The sequence below is a fragment of the Comamonas sp. CMM03 genome (genome assembly GCF_019218715.1).
GTDB lineage: Bacteria > Pseudomonadota > Gammaproteobacteria > Burkholderiales > Burkholderiaceae_C > Comamonas > Comamonas terrigena.
The window spans coordinates 1-15,054 of record NZ_JAHUXB010000002.1 but is presented as its reverse complement, the minus strand read 5'-3'; the positions used below and the strand labels follow the sequence as shown (position 1 = coordinate 15,054).

Annotated in this window: 12 protein-coding genes and 2 pseudogenes; 8 read left to right on the top strand and 6 right to left on the bottom strand. The window is 66.7% G+C overall.

What is annotated here, in order from left to right; all coding sequences use genetic code 11:
* Window positions 1–119 precede the first annotated feature (119 nt).
* The gene (locus tag KW830_RS06790) at window positions 120–719 is read right to left on the bottom strand and encodes a DUF5610 domain-containing protein (RefSeq protein WP_066539064.1); all 600 of its coding nucleotides are present in this window, start codon (window positions 717–719) and stop codon (window positions 120–122) included.
* Between KW830_RS06790 and KW830_RS06785 the strand changes: the two genes are divergently transcribed.
* Both KW830_RS06785 and ccoG read left to right on the top strand, forming a co-directional pair.
* A complete protein-coding gene (locus KW830_RS06785) occupies window positions 718–915 on the top strand; it encodes a hypothetical protein (protein ID WP_127446187.1) in 198 nt (65 codons plus the stop codon). The genes KW830_RS06790 and KW830_RS06785 overlap by 2 nt on opposite strands.
* A 135-nt stretch (window positions 916–1,050) precedes the next feature.
* Complete coding sequence (gene ccoG, locus KW830_RS06780) at window positions 1,051–2,529, top strand: cytochrome c oxidase accessory protein CcoG (protein ID WP_066539495.1); 1,479 nt, start codon at window positions 1,051–1,053, stop codon at window positions 2,527–2,529.
* Between the two features lie 189 nt (window positions 2,530–2,718).
* Here ccoG and KW830_RS06775 read toward each other — a convergent pair whose 3' ends face one another.
* Complete coding sequence (locus KW830_RS06775; RefSeq protein WP_066539493.1) at window positions 2,719–4,158, bottom strand: PLP-dependent aminotransferase family protein; 1,440 nt, start codon at window positions 4,156–4,158, stop codon at window positions 2,719–2,721.
* 174 nt (window positions 4,159–4,332) lie between these two features.
* The gene (locus KW830_RS06770; protein WP_218332663.1) at window positions 4,333–5,268 is read right to left on the bottom strand and encodes a DMT family transporter; all 936 of its coding nucleotides are present in this window, start codon (window positions 5,266–5,268) and stop codon (window positions 4,333–4,335) included.
* Window positions 5,269–5,399: 131 nt separating this feature from the next.
* Between KW830_RS06770 and gcvA the strand changes: the two genes are divergently transcribed.
* On the top strand, window positions 5,400–6,287 hold the full coding sequence (gcvA, locus tag KW830_RS06765) for a transcriptional regulator GcvA (RefSeq protein ID WP_218332662.1): 888 nt from the start codon (window positions 5,400–5,402) through the stop codon (window positions 6,285–6,287).
* Between the two features lie 126 nt (window positions 6,288–6,413).
* On the opposite strand, the pseudogene KW830_RS06760 reads toward gcvA, so the two are convergent.
* Together KW830_RS06760 and KW830_RS06755 are read right to left on the bottom strand one after the other, a co-directional pair.
* Window positions 6,414–6,798, bottom strand: a pseudogene (locus KW830_RS06760) (VOC family protein).
* Window positions 6,799–6,939: 141 nt separating this feature from the next.
* Window positions 6,940–7,863: a LysR family transcriptional regulator gene (locus tag KW830_RS06755; RefSeq protein WP_066539055.1), complete on the bottom strand. Its 924-nt coding sequence runs from the start codon at window positions 7,861–7,863 to the stop codon at window positions 6,940–6,942.
* 169 nt (window positions 7,864–8,032) lie between these two features.
* Here KW830_RS06755 and KW830_RS06750 point away from each other — a divergent pair, with 169 nt between their 5' ends.
* The 4 genes from KW830_RS06750 to KW830_RS06735 all read left to right on the top strand — a co-directional run bounded on the left by KW830_RS06750 (window position 8,033) and on the right by KW830_RS06735 (window position 13,121).
* The gene (locus KW830_RS06750) at window positions 8,033–9,733 is read left to right on the top strand and encodes an acyl-CoA dehydrogenase family protein (protein ID WP_218332661.1); all 1,701 of its coding nucleotides are present in this window, start codon (window positions 8,033–8,035) and stop codon (window positions 9,731–9,733) included.
* Between the two features lie 100 nt (window positions 9,734–9,833).
* Window positions 9,834–10,808 (top strand): tripartite tricarboxylate transporter substrate binding protein, encoded by a 975-nt coding sequence (locus tag KW830_RS06745; RefSeq protein WP_255578194.1) that lies wholly within the window; start codon window positions 9,834–9,836, stop codon window positions 10,806–10,808.
* 182 nt (window positions 10,809–10,990) lie between these two features.
* On the top strand, window positions 10,991–11,956 hold the full coding sequence (locus KW830_RS06740; protein WP_218333137.1) for a tripartite tricarboxylate transporter substrate binding protein: 966 nt from the start codon (window positions 10,991–10,993) through the stop codon (window positions 11,954–11,956).
* A 31-nt stretch (window positions 11,957–11,987) separates the two neighbouring features.
* The gene (locus KW830_RS06735) at window positions 11,988–13,121 is read left to right on the top strand and encodes a CaiB/BaiF CoA-transferase family protein (protein WP_255578193.1); all 1,134 of its coding nucleotides are present in this window, start codon (window positions 11,988–11,990) and stop codon (window positions 13,119–13,121) included.
* Window positions 13,122–13,191: 70 nt separating this feature from the next.
* On the opposite strand, the gene KW830_RS06730 is transcribed toward KW830_RS06735, so the two are convergent.
* Window positions 13,192–14,298, bottom strand: a complete 1,107-nt coding sequence (locus KW830_RS06730; RefSeq protein WP_218332659.1) for an NADH:flavin oxidoreductase/NADH oxidase — start codon at window positions 14,296–14,298, stop codon at window positions 13,192–13,194.
* A gap of 362 nt (window positions 14,299–14,660) precedes the next feature.
* Here KW830_RS06730 and KW830_RS06725 point away from each other — a divergent pair.
* A pseudogene (locus KW830_RS06725) lies at window positions 14,661–15,054 on the top strand (TolC family protein); the annotation flags it as partial.

The following is a 15,054-nucleotide window of genomic DNA, read 5'->3' as shown; positions in this document are numbered from 1 at the left end:
GGGGAATGTCCTGTACTTCACGGCAAGGCAGTGCAGCTGGTAATGGAAATAAAGGCTCCCTCGGGAGCCTTTTTTGTTGCCAGGTCACGCGCTTCGGAGCGGGACAGGTGCCAGGTGAATCAGGCTGTCGCCGCTTCCGTGTTGGCCGGTGTGGCGCTTCCGTCCTGCGGCGCCTTCAGCGCGGCCAGCTTTTGCTGCAGGAAGTCATCAAAGCCCTGCTGCACCAGGCTGTAGGTGCGCTCGATGGCGCTGCGCACGGGGCTGTCGGCCTCTCCCCAGACGCCCAGGCCTTGCAGAATGTCGGTGGCCTCGCCATAGCCTTGCTCAAAGCCGCTGCGGATGGTGGCCACAAAGTCCTGCAGCAGGGTTTCGGGGTTCTTGTCCGGATATTTGGCGGCATAGCGCTCGAACATCGCGGTCGAGAGCGACACGATGCGGCCGGCCACCGCCTCGCTGCTCTGGTCCTGCTGCTGCGCCTGGGCAATGGCGTCTGGTCCCAGCTCGGGCGCCAGCACCTCGTTGAGCTTGTCCACCGCAGCGCGGTACAGCAGCGTCAGGCTGTGGTTGCCGGCAGAGATGGAGACATCCATCGAGGCCTGCAGGATTTGCGCATTCTGCTGTGCACGCTGGCCTTCGCGGCTGGCGGCGACCGTGCGCTGGGCGTCTTCAAGTGCCGTGTTGGATGTGCTGGTGGCGGAAACGCCGGTGGTGGCAACCATGGTCTTCTCCTTGTGGTCGCGTGCGGGTGTGCTGCGACGTTGCGTATATTTCGGCGGGTTTTTTGAAGACTTGAGCGACGTTTTTGGATTTTGCAAAAACATAGCAATCCAGATACATGCGGCGGGCGTTGCCGCGGCCAATGCATGTCAAACCTATGCTGCATGGGCGCAGGCTGCTCAGTTTTTGCAGAACTGATCTGGTGACGCAGATCAAATGCGCATCTGATACGGTCTTTTTGCCCGGAAACTGATGCTGTGCAAGCACGGGGCGTCGCCGCATAGTCGGCGCCAACACATGGCAGATGCACTGCCGCGCCGCCCCCACGCACACATGAACCCGCTTCACGATTCCTCCCCCACCGTGCCCGCAGCCGCCGGCACGGGCACTGCGCGCAAGACCATTCCCATCCATGCCGAGCCACCCGAGGCCGGCCGTTCCTTTTACGAAAAGCGCCAGAAGATCCATCCGCGCTCCATCGCCGGGCGCTTTGCCGCCTGGCGCTGGGCGCTGGTGTGGCTGACGCAGCTGTTCTTCTACGGTGTGCCCTGGTTGCAGATCCATGGCCGCCAGGCACTGCTGTTCGATCTGGAGCAGCGGCGCTTTTACATCTTCGGCTGGCTGCTGGTGCCGCAGGATTTCATCTACCTGGCGGTGCTGCTGATCATCAGCGCGCTGGCGCTGTTCCTGTTCACCGCCGTGGCCGGCCGGTTGTGGTGCGGCTTCAGCTGCCCGCAGACGGTGTATACCGAGCTGTTCATGTGGATCGAGCGGCGCACCGAAGGCGACCGCAGCGCCCGCCTGCGCCTGGACGGCAGCGGCTGGACTGCCGAAAAAATCGCCAAGCGCGGCGCCAAGCACGGGCTGTGGCTGCTGGTGGCGTTGTGGACGGGGGTGACCTTCGTCGGCTACTTCGTCCCCATCCGTTCCCTGGTGGTGGACCTGGCCAGCTTCACCGGTCCCTGGCAGATGTTCTGGACCCTGTTCTACGCCACCGCCACCTACACCAATGCCGGTTTTCTGCGCGAGCAGGTCTGCAAATACATGTGCCCTTATGCGCGCTTCCAAAGCGCCATGATGGACCGCGACACCCTGGTGGTCAGCTACGACAGTGCCCGGGGCGAGGGCGAAAAAGGCCGCAGCCCGCGTGCCAAGGGAGCGGACCACCGCGCCCAGGGCCTGGGCGACTGCATTGACTGTGCCCTGTGCGTGCAGGTGTGCCCGGCGGGCATCGACATCCGCGACGGCCTGCAGTACGAGTGCATTGGCTGCGGTCTGTGCATCGACGCCTGCAACGGCGTGATGGACAAGATGCATTACACCCGCGGCCTGATCCGCTTGAGCACGCAAAACGCCCTGGCCGGGGGCTGGAGCCGGGCCCAGACCTGGCGTCGCATCGCCCGCCCGCGCGTGCTGCTGTACGCCGTGGGGCTGGTGGGCATCACCGTCGCCATGGTGGTGAGTCTTTCACTGCGCACGCCGCTGCAGGTGGATGTGGTGCGCGACCGGGGCACGCTCTCGCGCATTGTGTCTGGCGGCCAGATCGAGAACATCTACCGCGTGCAGATTGCCAATGCCACCGAGCGGCCCCAGCGCCTGCGCCTGAGCGCCAGCGGACTGGGCGGCGTGCATGTGGCATCCGATAGCGAAGTGTGGCTGGAAGGCGCACAAGACCGCTGGGTGGTGGTGCGCCTGCAGGCCCCCTATGGCGCGGCGGAAGCCGGATCGCACCCGGTGACCATCCATGTGCAGGCCGAAGGCGATGCGGCGCTGCAAGTGGCCGCCAAGACCACCTTCCTGGTGCCCCGGTAAGGACGAATTGGATGCATTGAATGAATTGACAGTTGTTTGACCGCTCTGCGGTTGTTGCTGGCGGCGCGGGTGTGCCGCCATTTCAGGCGGTCTGCCCCAAGCAGACCGCCTTTTTTCTGAATGGGCTCCCTGTTTCAGGGAGCGCCGCAGGTGCTTGTGGCTGTGCCGATGTACTTGTGCCGTGGCGGTTCAGGTGGCGTCCTGGCTGCCAGCCACCATGTCACAGCACCAGCGGCCCAGCTGGGCCAGAGCCGCCTCGGTGGCGGCATCCCAGGCAATGCCGTAGTTCAGCCGCAGGCAGTGGGCAAACGCCGGGCTGGGGCTGAACAGCGGGCCGGGTGCCAGGCTGATGCCGTGCTGCAGTGCACGCTGGTACAGGGCCCAGGCGTCGCAGCCTGTGGGCAGTTCCAGCCACAGAAAGTAGCCGCCTTCGGGCCGCGTGGCGCGCGTGCCCGGGGGGAAGTGGCGTGCAATGGCCTCGGCCATGCGGTCGCGCTGCACCGCCAGCGCGTGGCGCAGGTGGCGCAGGTGCTTGTCGTAGCCTACCCCCTCCAGGTACTGGGCCAGGGCCGCCTGGGCCGGGCCATTGGTGGCGATGGAGGTGGTCAGCTTTTGCCGTGCCACGGCCTGGGTAAAGCGCCCGGCCGCCGTCCAGCCGATGCGCCAGCCCGGCGCCAGGCATTTGGAAAACGAACTGCAGTGCAGCACCCAGCCTTCGCGGTCGAACGCCTTGGCGGGTAGCGGGCGGTGCGGGGCGAAGTACAGCTCGCCGTAGACATCGTCCTCGATCAGCGGCACCTGCAGGCGGGTGACCAGTTCCACCAGCGCCTGCTTGCGTGCCGGCGGCATCAGGCTGCCCAGCGGGTTCTGGAAACTGGTCATCAGCCACACGGCCTGAGGCCGATGCTGGAGCAGGGCGGCTTCCAGCGCCTGCAGATCCACGCCGTCGCGCGGGTGGGTGGGCACCTCGATGGCCTGCAGGCCCAGGCGTTCCAGCGCCTGCAGCGCACCGTAGAAGCAGGGGGACTCCACCACCACGGCGCCGCCGGGCCGGGTGACGGCCGCCAGGCACAGGTTCAGCGCCTCCAGTGCGCCATTGGTGATGACCAGATCGTCCATGGCCAGTGGCATGCCGTCGGCCAGGTAGCGGCGCGCAATTTGGCGGCGCAGGCCGCTGTGGCCGGGGGTCAGGTCGTCCAGTGCCGTGCGCTGGGCAGTGGCCTGTCTGGCGCTGGCGGCCAGGGCCTGGGCCAGCTTGGGCAGGGCAAACCACTGCGGGCCCGGAAAGGCGCTGCCCAGCGGCACCGTGCCCTGCTGCAGGCTGGCCTGCAGCACGGAAAACACGCGTTCGGTGACATCCACCTGGACCGAGGCACTGTCGGGGCGGGACAGCGCTTCGGGCTCCGGCGGGGCCATGCCCCCGCCATGGGCCACAAAGTAGCCCGAGCGTTCGCGCGCCCGGATCAGGCCGCGTGCTTCCAGCAGGTAGTACGCCTGGAAGACGGTGGATGGGCTGACCTGGCGGCTGGCACAGGCCTGGCGCACCGAAGGCAGGCGGTCGCCCGGCTGCAGTACCCCGGCGCGGATCGACGCCTCGATGTCCGCCGCCAGCAACTGGTAGCGGTTCAGGGATGCAGCGGGGGCAGAGGTGGCTGGGGGCACGGGAACAGTGGGGGATGGAGCGAGGGCAGGGCTGGGGCGAGGGCGCGGCGCGACAGAAACAGTGCAGACCGCCGCCGCAGCAGCACAGCAGCCCACGGCGCAAACTGTAGCGGAAGGTTGCGCCTCGGCCGTTGCGCCCGCTCAGGGTTTGGCCGCTTGGGCGGCGGCAACAGCAGGGCCCGCCGGGGTGGGCTTGGGGGCCGGGCGCAGCACCAGCCACAGTGCCAGCGCAATCAGCGCACCGCCGGCGGCGTGGGCCCAGCCCACGGATTCGCCCAGCAGCAGCCAACCCCACAGCACGCCGAACAGCGGGATCAGGAATGTCACCGTCAGCGCCTTGAGTGCACCTACATCGGCAATCAGGCGGAAATACAGCACATAGGCCCAGGCCGTGCACAGCAAGCCCAGGGCCAGCAGGGCAACGGCCACGGTGGGCGTCACGCTGGCCAGCGGCAGCGGGTGCAACCACAGCGAACCGGCAGCCAGCGGCACCAGCAGCAGCACGGCGGCGCACTGGCTGCCCAGGGCCACCAGGCGGCTGTCCAGTCCGCCGCGCTGGCCGATCCAGCGCTGGGTCAGGTAGCCGGCCAGGCCATAGCACAGCGTGGCCACCAGGCAGGCGGCCACACCCCACAGTGCTGCGGCATCCACCGGAAGCGGGCCGGTGCGCACCAGCACCGCCACACCTGCCAGGCCCACGCAGACGCCGGCCAGCTTGTGGACGGTGATGCGCTCGCCAAAGAACAAGGTACCCAGCAGCACGCCCATCAGCGGCGTCAGCGCGTTCAGGATGGCGCTGTAACCGGCCGGCAGCACCTGGGCGGCCAGCGCGTACATGGCAAACGGAATGCCGGAATTGACCACGCCCAGCGCCAGTGCAGCGCGGCCCTTGCCGTCAAAGCGCAGCGGCACGCGCTGCAGCAGCACCAGCAGGCCCAGCCCCAAAGCACCCAGCAGCACGCGGCCACCGGCCGTGGGCAGGGCGCCCAGCACCGGCACCGCGATGCGCATGGACAGGTAGCTGCCGCCCCACAGGGCGGCGAGCAGCAGCAGGCGGATCAGGCTGGGCAGGGGCATGGCTGGTGTTCCAGGGAAAAATTCAGTACAACTAAAGACAAAGCGTCAGTGCGGCCTGCATTCTGTGCCCATGGTGTGGGCTGTACCAGCGATTTTTTCTGCTGAATTGTTTAGCCAAACTAAATATCACCATGCACTTGCCACCGCTGTCCACCGTCCGCAGTTTTGAAGCCACGGCCCGCCACGGCAGCGCCGCGCGGGCGGCCGAGGAACTGCATGTCACGCCCGGTGCCATTTCGCAGCAGCTGCGCAAGCTGGAAGATTTTGTGGGCCAGCGCCTGTTTGAACGCCAGGCACGCGGTCTGGTGCTGACGGACGCCGGGCGCGTGCTGCTGGCCGGCTGCCAGGAAGCCTTGGCGGCACTGCAGCGCGCCACGGCCCAGCTGCGCCACCAGCGCCAGGTGCTGCTGGTCAGTTGCACACCGGTGTTTGCCGCGCAATGGCTGGTGCCCCGGCTGCAGGACTTTCTGCAGTCCGCCCCGGAGGTGGATGTGCATGTCAGCACCACGGCACGGCTGGTGGACCTGGCAGCCGAGGGCGTGCACTTTGCCGTGCGCCATGGCCTGGGGCGCTATGCCGGCCTGCAGGCCCGGCGGCTGCTGGATGACGACCTGCAGCCGGTCTGCAGCCCGTTGTGGGTGGCGCACCGGCCCACGGCGCAGGCCGCCGACATCACCGCAGCCGGGCTGCTGCACGATGGCCAGCGCGACGACTGGCAGCTGTGGGCGCGGGCGGCCGGGCGCCCCCAGCTGGACACCTCGCAAGGCATTGTGTTTGTGGATTCCAACGCCGCCATCGAAGCCGCGTTGGCCGGGCGCGGCGTGGCCCTGGCGCGCCGCTCCATGGTGGTGAACGAACTGGAGCAGGGGCGTCTGCTGGCTCTGCAGGTGCCGCCGCTGGTGACGCCACTGGCCTATTACCTGGTGTTCCGCGAGCCCACGCTGGTCCAGCCGGCGGCACGCCGTTTTCACGACTGGCTGCTGGCCCAGGCGGCATTGGCACGCACGGTGGATGGCTGAATGCGGCCACCGTGGTGCAACGGGTTCCGCCGCCGCTGGTGCTGGGCACATTGCATGCATACCGCAGCAAAGATGGGGGCCGACTGTGCACCACTTGCATCCGGCCAGCCCGACTCCTTCACGGCCTTACTGCATGGAATGCAGCCCGATCAGATTGCCTTCGCTGTCCTGCACCATGGCAATAAAGCCATAGGGGGCGATGGAGAACTTCTCCTTGATGATCTGCCCTCCATGGGCGTCGGCGCGGCGCACCTGCTCGGCGCAGTCTTCGCAGACAAAGTAGACCAGGGTGCCGCCGGGGCCGGACAGGTAGTCGGGCATCTTCACCAGCGCGCCGCTGGCGCCCATGCCTTCTTTTTCCATGGGAAAGGCCCACATCTCCAGATCCGAATCCGCGCCGCCCGGGGGCGTCAACTGCTCCAGCGGCCGGCCCAGCAGCTGCTCGTAAAAGCGCCGCGCGCGGCATGTCCTGCACATAGATCTCAAACCAACCCACGGCGTTGTGTTGCATGGTCGTACCTCCTGTTGCGGTGGCAGCGGATGCCAGGCCCCGGTAGGGCATGGCGTCCGCTGCCAACCATTGTGCAAAGCTGCGCGCGGCGGTGCACGCTGCGGCTGCACTGCGCCAAGGGTATCGCGCCAACGGGGTCGATCAGTCGCTGGCGGGGGCTGGCGCTGCATCGGCGGCCGCCACGGCGGCAATGCGTTCTTGCAGCAGTTGCAGCAGAGTGTCGATCAGCGGGTGGGCGGGCACGGGGCGCCATATGGCCTGCAGCTCGGAGTGGGCTGCGCTCTGGCGCAGCGGGCGAAAGGCCAACCCCGGCATGCCCACGCGCTGCAGGCAGGCGGGCACGATCGACACCCCTTGGCCGCCGCTGACCAGCGACAGCACCGACAGCCAGTGGCGCACCTCGTGGCGCAGCTCCGGGTCAAAGCCGGCGCGCTGGCACAGGGTGCGGATGCTGCGGAAATACTCGGGAGAGACCGACTCGGCAAACAGCACCATGCGCTCCTGGGACAGATCGGACACGGCTACGCGTGCTTGCCGCGCCAGGGCGTGGTGGGTGGGCAGGCAGGCCATGAAGGGCTCGCGCAGCAGCGTGCGGGCGCGCAGGCCGTCGGGCACCACCATGGTGTGCAGCAGGGCCAGGTCCAGCTTGCCTTGCTGCAGGGCGCTGACCTGCTCGGCACTGTTGAGCTCATGCAGGTCCACCCGCACCTGGGGGTGCAGCAACTGCAACTGGGCCAGCGCCTCGGGCAGGCCACGGTACATGCTGGAGCCCACAAACCCCAGCCGCAGGCAGCCGGCCATGCCATGGGCCACGGCGCGTGTGTCCAGGGCCGCACGTCGTGCGCGTTCCAGAATGTCGCGGGCCTGGGCCAGCAGGTGGGTGCCGGCCGGGGTCAGGCGCACCTCCTTGCTGCTGCGCTCGAACAGCTGGGCGTCCAGCTGGGCTTCCAACTGCTTGATGGCCACGCTCAACGGCGGCTGCGAGATGTGCAGCCGCTGCGCGGCGCGGCTGAAGTGCAGCTCTTCGGCCAGTACGGTGAAGTACTGCAGTTGGCGCAGTTCCATGGGGAGCCTTTGGAGAAGAAGATGCTGCGATGCAGCAACGTACAGGGTGGTCTATCTATTCGATTTAGATATGGATGAATATTTCAATAATATTCGACATGAATGGTGCATGTTCCCAGAATTTGACCCAAGTCAGATCCACCTCGCCCGCCTTGTTGAAGGAGAGAGCATGAACATGCGTGCCCCATTGGAAGTTTCCCGTCCCACCGATTCCGCCCATCCCGTACCCGACCGTGCGGGCAGCAATCTCTACACCACCGACACGCAATGGGCCCCGTTGCTGCAGCAGTACCTGCCGGCCGATGTGTACGCCCACCTGCAGCCCTATCTGACCCGCATGGGCCATTTGGCCGGCGGCCGTCTGGACGAGCTGGCGCTGATTGCCGACAAGAACCCGCCCACGCTGGAGCACCGCACCCGCACCGGTCAGGATGCTCAGCGCATCGTCAAGCATCCGGCCTATGTGGAGATGGAGCGCGTGGCCTATGGCGAATTCGCGCTGGCCACCATGTCGCACCGCACCGGTGTGCTGGGCTGGGAAGGCAAGCTGCCCCCGCTGGCCAAGTACGCGCTGACCTATCTGTTTGTGCAGGCCGAGTTTGGCCTGTGCTGCCCGCTGTCCATGACCGATTCGCTGGCGCGCACGCTGCGCAAGTTCGGTGCGCCGGAGCTGGTCGATAAATACTGGAGCCAGCTCACCGCCACCGACTTTGATGACATGGCCCAGGGCGCCATGTTCATGACCGAGCAGGCTGCCGGCTCCGACATTGCCAACACCCAGACCGTGGCCTATCCGCAGGCCGATGGCAGCTGGCGCCTGGTGGGCGACAAGTGGTTCTGCTCCAACCCCGACGCGGCGTTTGCCATGGTGCTGGCGCGGGTCGATGGCGCGCCGGCCGGCATGAAGGGCATCTCGCTGTTCCTGCTGCCGCGCCAGCTGGACGATGGCAGCACCAACCACTACCGCATCATCCGCCTGAAGGAAAAGCTGGGCACGCGCTCCATGGCCAGCGGCGAGATCCACATGGAAGGTGCCGTGGCCTATTTGGTGGGCGAGCAAGGCCGGGGCTTTGTGCAGATGGCCGATATGGTCAACAACTCGCGCCTGTCCAACGGGGTGCGCGCAGCCGGCATGATGCGCCGCGCCGTGGCCGAGGCCGAGTTCATTGCCAGCGAGCGCCATGCCTTTGGCAATGCCTTGCAGGATATGCCGCTGATGCAGCGCCAGCTCGACAAGCTGCGCATCTACTCCGAACAGGCCCGCACCATGGTGCTGCAAACCGCACAGGCGCTACAGCGCTCGGACGCCGGGGAAGAGGGCGGCTACGCGCTGCTGCGCATCCTGACGCCGCTGATCAAGTTCCGCGCCTGCCGCGATGCCCGCAAGGTCACCGGGGACGCCATGGAAGTGCGCGGCGGCTGCGGCTACATCGAAGAGTGGAGCGACCCGCGCCTGGTGCGCGACGCCCACCTGGGCAGCATCTGGGAAGGCACCAGCAACATCGTCGCGCTGGATGTGCTGCGCGCCATCCGCCGCGAAGGCTCGCTCCCGGTGCTGCAGGCCCATGCCGCACAGCTGCTGGCGCAGACCCATGCTACCCCAGCCTTCCTCACTGCATTGCGCAGCGCGCTGGAGCGGGCTGCGGCCTTTTCCCAATCGGCCGCGGATGCCGATGCCGCCGGTGAGCGCCTGGCACGCCAGGCCGCCTCGGGCCTCTACCACTGCTTCACGGCCATCGCCATGGCCTGGGAAGCCTCGCGCACGCACAGCAGCGAACGCATGCGCTGGGCCCAACTGGTGCTGCTGCACCGCGCGCTGCCGCGCGATCCACTGCAAGACGGCGGCATCCCCGCCGACTGGGTGCAGTAAGCCGCACCGGCGCCGGGCAGCGGCCATGCCGGCTGCTCCGGACATTTTTCCCCGCAAGTCCCGACACAGGGGCAGGGGCCATCCTCCTGGAGACAACACCATGAACAAGCGCCACTTTGTACAGGGGCTGGGCCTGCTGGCTGCCACCCCTTGGATCGCCAGCTGGGCACAGTCCAGCGGCACGGGCTTTCCGAACAAACCGATCACGCTGATCCTGCCCTATGCCCCGGGCGGCCCCACCGACCAGCACCTGCGGGTGGTGGCCGAAGAGGCCGGCAAGATCCTGGGCCAGCCCATCGTGCTGGACAGCCGCCCCGGCGCCAACGGTGTGACCGCCGCCGCTGCGCTGACCCGCGCGGCCGCCGATGGCTATACGCTGGGCGTGCTGCCGGCATCGGTCTACCGCGAGCCTTACATCAACAAAGTGCCGTTCGATCCCACCACCAGCTTCAGCTACATCGCGCTGCTGTCGGACTACAGCTTTGGTCTGGCCGTGCGCCAGGATGCGCCGTGGAAGACCTGGGCCGATCTGGTGGCCGATGCCAGGAAGCGCCCCGGCGCTCTCAACATTGGCGCCACCGGCGCCATGGGCACACCGCGCATCGTGATGGAAGAGGTGCTGGCAGCGGCGGGCGTGAAGGCCAATGTGGTGACCTACAAGGGCGATGCCGATGTGGCCACCGCCATTCTGGGTGGCCACATCGACGCGGCTCCGCTGTCGGGGGTGGCCGTGCCGCACATCGATGCCCACAAGATGCGCTATCTGGTGATGCTGACGGCGCAGCGTGTGCCGCGCTTTCCCACGCTGCCCACGCTCAAGGAGTCGGGGCTGGACCACTTCATCGACTCCCCTTACGGCGTGGCCGGCCCCAAGGGCATGGACGCAGCGCGCGTGGCCCAGCTGACAGCGGTGTTCCAGAAGGCCTTGCTGTCGCCAGCGGGCATGAAGGCCATGGAGCTGCTCAACCAGCAGCCCAACTACAAGGACCCCGCGCAGTACCAGCGCTACGCACAGGAAGCGTTTGCCCGCGAAAAGCAGCGGGTGGCCTGGCTGCGGGACCAAGGCCTGCTGTAAGACACGGCGCCCTGCAGCGAAACAACAGCCAGACAAGCCGTGCGAGCGCTTTGCAGGCTTTTTGCAGCCGCATGATGCGCTTTCAATTTAATAGCAAAAGACTGTCCTGCCCACACCGGGCTGCGGCGGTGATGATAGGAGACACCACTATGAACCCCATTCCATGGCAGCGTCCCGTGCGCATGCTGTGCGGGCTGACGGCCGCCACCTTGCTGGTGGCCGCTCCGCTGGCCGCGCAGGCCGAGACCTTCCCCTCCAAGCCCGTGAACTTTGTGGTGCCGTTCCCGCCGGGCGGCCCCACCGATGCCATGGCACGCACGCTGGCCGTGGCGCTGACCGAGGCCCTGGGCCAGAGCGTGATCGTGGAGAACAAGTCCGGTGCAGGTGGCAACATTGGCGCGGACATGGTGGCCCGCGCCAAGCCCGATGGCTACACCATCATGTTCGGCACCTCGGGCCCGCTGGCCATCAACCAAAGCCTCTACACCAAGATCAGCTACGACCCGGCCACCAGCTTTGACCCCATCATCCGCGTGGGCCACCTGCCCAACATCCTGGTAGTGCACCCCAAGCTCCAGGCCAGCACCGTGCAGCAGCTGATTGCGCAGGACAAGGCCAAGCCGGCCAGCCTGAACTACGCCTCGTCGGGCAATGGCGCGTCCTCGCACCTGGCCGGCGTGTTGTTCAACCAGAAGGCTGGTACCCAGTTGCAGCATGTGCCTTACAAGGGCACAGGCCCCGCGCTCAACGACCTGCTGGCCGGGCAGGTGGACATGACGTTCACCGACATCCTCACGGCCATGCCCTACATCCAGAGCGGCAAGCTCAAGGCCATTGGCGTGACCACGGACAAGCGCTCGCAGGCCATGCCGCAGATTCCCACGATTGCCGAGCAAGGTCTGCCCGGTTACGACGTGAGCGTGTTCTTTGGCGTGGTGGCTCCCAAGGGCACCCCGGCCGATCGCATTGCCACGCTGAACCAGGCCTTCCGCAAGGCACTGGCCAGCGACAAGGTGCGCTCGGTGTTTGCCGCGCAAGGACTGGAGCCCGCACCCGACCACAGCCCTCAGGCGCTGGGCCGCTTCATCAGCGAAGAGGTCGGCAAGTGGAAAACCGTGGTCGATGCCTCGGGTGCCAAGCTGGACTGATGCGTACCCCCGACGACCTGTGAAAGACGCTATGAACGCAACCACTGCAACGGGCATGGGGGCTGGCGCCCTGCAAGGCCTGCGCGTGCTCGACCTCTCCCGCATCCTGGGCGGGCCGCTGTGCGGCCAGATCCTGGGAGACCACGGCGCCGATGTGCTGAAGGTGGAGCCGCCCCAGGGCGACGACACCCGTGCCTGGGGCCCGCCGTTCCAGGACGGTGTGGCCTCGTACTACCGGGGGCTGAACCGCAACAAACGCAGCCAGTGCCTGGACCTGAGCCAGCCCGCCGGCCAGGCCCGCGTGCTGGAGCTGATGGCACAGGCCGATGTGGTGGTGGAGAACTTCAAGATCGGCACCATGGAGAAATGGGGCATTGGCTGGGAACAAGTGCATGCGCGCTTTCCGGGCTTGATCTGGTGCCGGGTCAGCGGCTTCGGGGCCGATGGCCCGCTGGGCGCCTGGCCGGGCTATGACGCGGCCATCCAGGCCATGAGCGGCATCATGAGCGTCAACGGTGAGCAGGGCGGCGAGCCGCTGCGCGTGGGGCTGCCCGTGGTGGACATGGTCACCGGCATGAATGCGGTCATCGGCGTGCTGCTGGCGCTGCAGGAACGCCAGCGCAGCGGCCTGGGCCAGCTGGTGGATGCGGCGCTGTATGACAGCGGCATCTCGCTGCTGCACCCGCATGGCGCCAACTGGTTCATGGATGGCAAGCCGCCCCAGCGCACCGGCAATGCACACCCCAACATCTACCCCTACGACACGCTGCAGACAGGTTCCATCCCGGTGTTCTTTGCTGTGGGCAATGACCGCCAGTTCGGTCTGCTGTGCGGCCACATCGGCTGCCCGCAACTGGCCGAAGACCCGCGCTTTGCCACGGCAGGCCAGCGCTCGGTGCACCGCGCCGTGCTCAAGCCGCTGCTGGAGCAGCAGCTGGCCGCCTTCGAGGGCGAGCAACTGGCCACGGACCTGATGGCCATTGGCGTGCCGGCAGCGCCCGTGCAGTCGGTGGATGCGGCTTTGCAGCATCCGCACACGCTGCACCGCGAGATGGTGGTGGCCCTGCCGGGCTACCGGGGCATTGGGGCGCCGGTCAAGCTCAGCCGCACCCCGGCCACCTACCGGCTGGCTCCCCTCACGCCCGGAGAGGACTTTGTGGTGTGACGCGGTGCCGCCAGGGCACACCCAAAGGAGTCGAAGGGCTCCTTTTTCATGAGCTATTCAAGCTCAGCCACTATGCCTGGAACAGTTTTTTGGCCCCATGCGGCTGGCAGCGCAGATACTGCGGTGCCGCATGCACGGTGGCACCCAGCTGGCGCGCGGCCTCCCAGGGCCAGCGCGGCTGGTAGAGCATGGCGCGGGCGATGCCCACTGCATCGGCCTGGCCGGTCTGCACAATGTGCTCGGCCTGCTGCGGGTCGGTGATCAGACCCACGGCAATCACCGGCATGCGGCCTTCCAGGCGGTCCTTCAGGGCTTCGGCCAGCGGAACCTGGTAGCCGGGGCCCACCGGAATCTTCTGGTCCGGGTGCAGCGCGGCACTGGAGACATGCAGAAAATCGCAGCCGCGTGCGGCCAGTTCCTGGGCCAGCTGCTGGCTTTGCGCCAGGTCCCAGCCGGCCGGCTCCATCCAGTCGGTGGCGCTGATGCGTACGCCCACGGCCATGGACGCATCCACGGCGGTGCGCACGGCCTCGAACACTTCCAGCGTCAGGCGCATGCGGTTGTCCAGGCTGCCGCCGTACTGGTCGGTGCGCTGGTTGGACAGCGGCGACAGGAACTGGTGCAGCAGATAACCGTGGGCGGCGTGGATCTCGATGGCGTCCAGCCCCAGCTGCCGGGCGCGCAGGGCGGCATCCACAAAGGCCTGGGTGATCTCGGCAATGTCCTGCAGTGATGCGGCCTGGGGCTGCGGATCGGTGGGGGCAAAAGGTATGGCGCTGGCGCTGACCGTGGGCCAGGCCTGGGCATCGTCCGCCGGCAGCGCTCCACCGCCTTCCCAGGGGCGGCGGCAGCTGGCCTTGCGCCCGGCATGGGCCAGCTGAATGCACACCGGCATAGGGCTGAAACGGCGCAGGTGGTGTACCACCGGGCGCAATGCGTCGGTATGGGCATCGCTCCACAGCCCCAGGTCATGGGCACTGATGCGCCCGCGCGCTTCCACTGCCGTGGCCTCCAGCACCAGCAAACCGGCTCCCGACTGGGACAGGTTGCCGTAGTGCATCACATGGAAGTCGTTGGCCAGCCCGTCCTGCGCGGAATACATGCACATGGGAGGAATGACGATGCGGTTGGCCAGTTGCAGCGGACCGAAGGCGATGGGGGAAAACAGGGCAGACATGGGAAGAGTGAGATGTGTATGTCAACAACAGTGCGCTGCAGCATGACACAGACACGGGAGGCCGCGCGTCCGTTGCATGACAGTACGCGGCGCCGGTGTGGTGATTGAGTTATTGGAAGAAATGGAAATTTTTAGTGGTTTTGTGAAATAAAAATTCAATAAAAAGCTTCATATACCCAAATTCAGTGATTGCCTGTGACACCACCGCTGGCTACCATGACAAATATTTACAAAATTAACAGCCGCTGAGGGATCCCTGTCTGTGGAGAAACGCGGTCTGTGTAGGGTTTGCTGTGGACAGTTTGTGCCCGCCTCCTGCCAGTGGCTGCTTTGGTGTTTCGATTCCATCTCAACCCGCCACCATGCAAGACCACTCTGTTTCCCTCTCCTGGCTGCCTTTGGCACGCCGCGCTGCCCTGGTTCTGGGCACGGGCGCTGTGCTCACCGGCTGCGCCAGCTTCAATGCCCAGCCCCTGACTGACGACGAGCTGCGCAGCCAGGTGCAGGCCGACCGCCAGCAGCTGACGCAGGATGTGGCCCCGCTGCCCGCCACCGTCACGCTGGAGGAAGCCATTGCCCGTGCCATCAAGTACAACGCCGTGCAGCGCCTGCGCGCCATGGAAGAGGCCGTGGCCCAGGGGACCTACCAGGTCTCCAAATTCGACATGCTGCCCAAGCTGGTGGCCTCGGCGGGCTACCGCTACCGTGACGAAGAGCTGATCACCCGCAGCCAGGACTCGGTCACCGGTCGTCCCT

Excerpts from the sequence above, each read along its gene's own strand:
- KW830_RS06785 (WP_127446187.1), top strand. The coding sequence starts at position 718 with ATGGTCTTCTCCTTGTGGTCGCGTGCGGGTGTGCTGCGACGTTGCGTA.
- KW830_RS06790 (WP_066539064.1), bottom strand. The coding sequence starts at position 719 with ATGGTTGCCACCACCGGCGTTTCCGCCACCAGCACATCCAACACGGCA.
- ccoG (WP_066539495.1), top strand. The coding sequence starts at position 1,051 with ATGAACCCGCTTCACGATTCCTCCCCCACCGTGCCCGCAGCCGCCGGC.
- KW830_RS06770 (WP_218332663.1), bottom strand. The coding sequence starts at position 5,268 with ATGCCCCTGCCCAGCCTGATCCGCCTGCTGCTGCTCGCCGCCCTGTGG.
- gcvA (WP_218332662.1), top strand. The coding sequence starts at position 5,400 with ATGCACTTGCCACCGCTGTCCACCGTCCGCAGTTTTGAAGCCACGGCC.
- KW830_RS06755 (WP_066539055.1), bottom strand. The coding sequence starts at position 7,863 with ATGGAACTGCGCCAACTGCAGTACTTCACCGTACTGGCCGAAGAGCTG.
- KW830_RS06750 (WP_218332661.1), top strand. The coding sequence starts at position 8,033 with ATGAACATGCGTGCCCCATTGGAAGTTTCCCGTCCCACCGATTCCGCC.
- KW830_RS06745 (WP_255578194.1), top strand. The coding sequence starts at position 9,834 with ATGAACAAGCGCCACTTTGTACAGGGGCTGGGCCTGCTGGCTGCCACC.
- KW830_RS06740 (WP_218333137.1), top strand. The coding sequence starts at position 10,991 with ATGCTGTGCGGGCTGACGGCCGCCACCTTGCTGGTGGCCGCTCCGCTG.
- KW830_RS06735 (WP_255578193.1), top strand. The coding sequence starts at position 11,988 with ATGAACGCAACCACTGCAACGGGCATGGGGGCTGGCGCCCTGCAAGGC.
- KW830_RS06730 (WP_218332659.1), bottom strand. The coding sequence starts at position 14,298 with ATGTCTGCCCTGTTTTCCCCCATCGCCTTCGGTCCGCTGCAACTGGCC.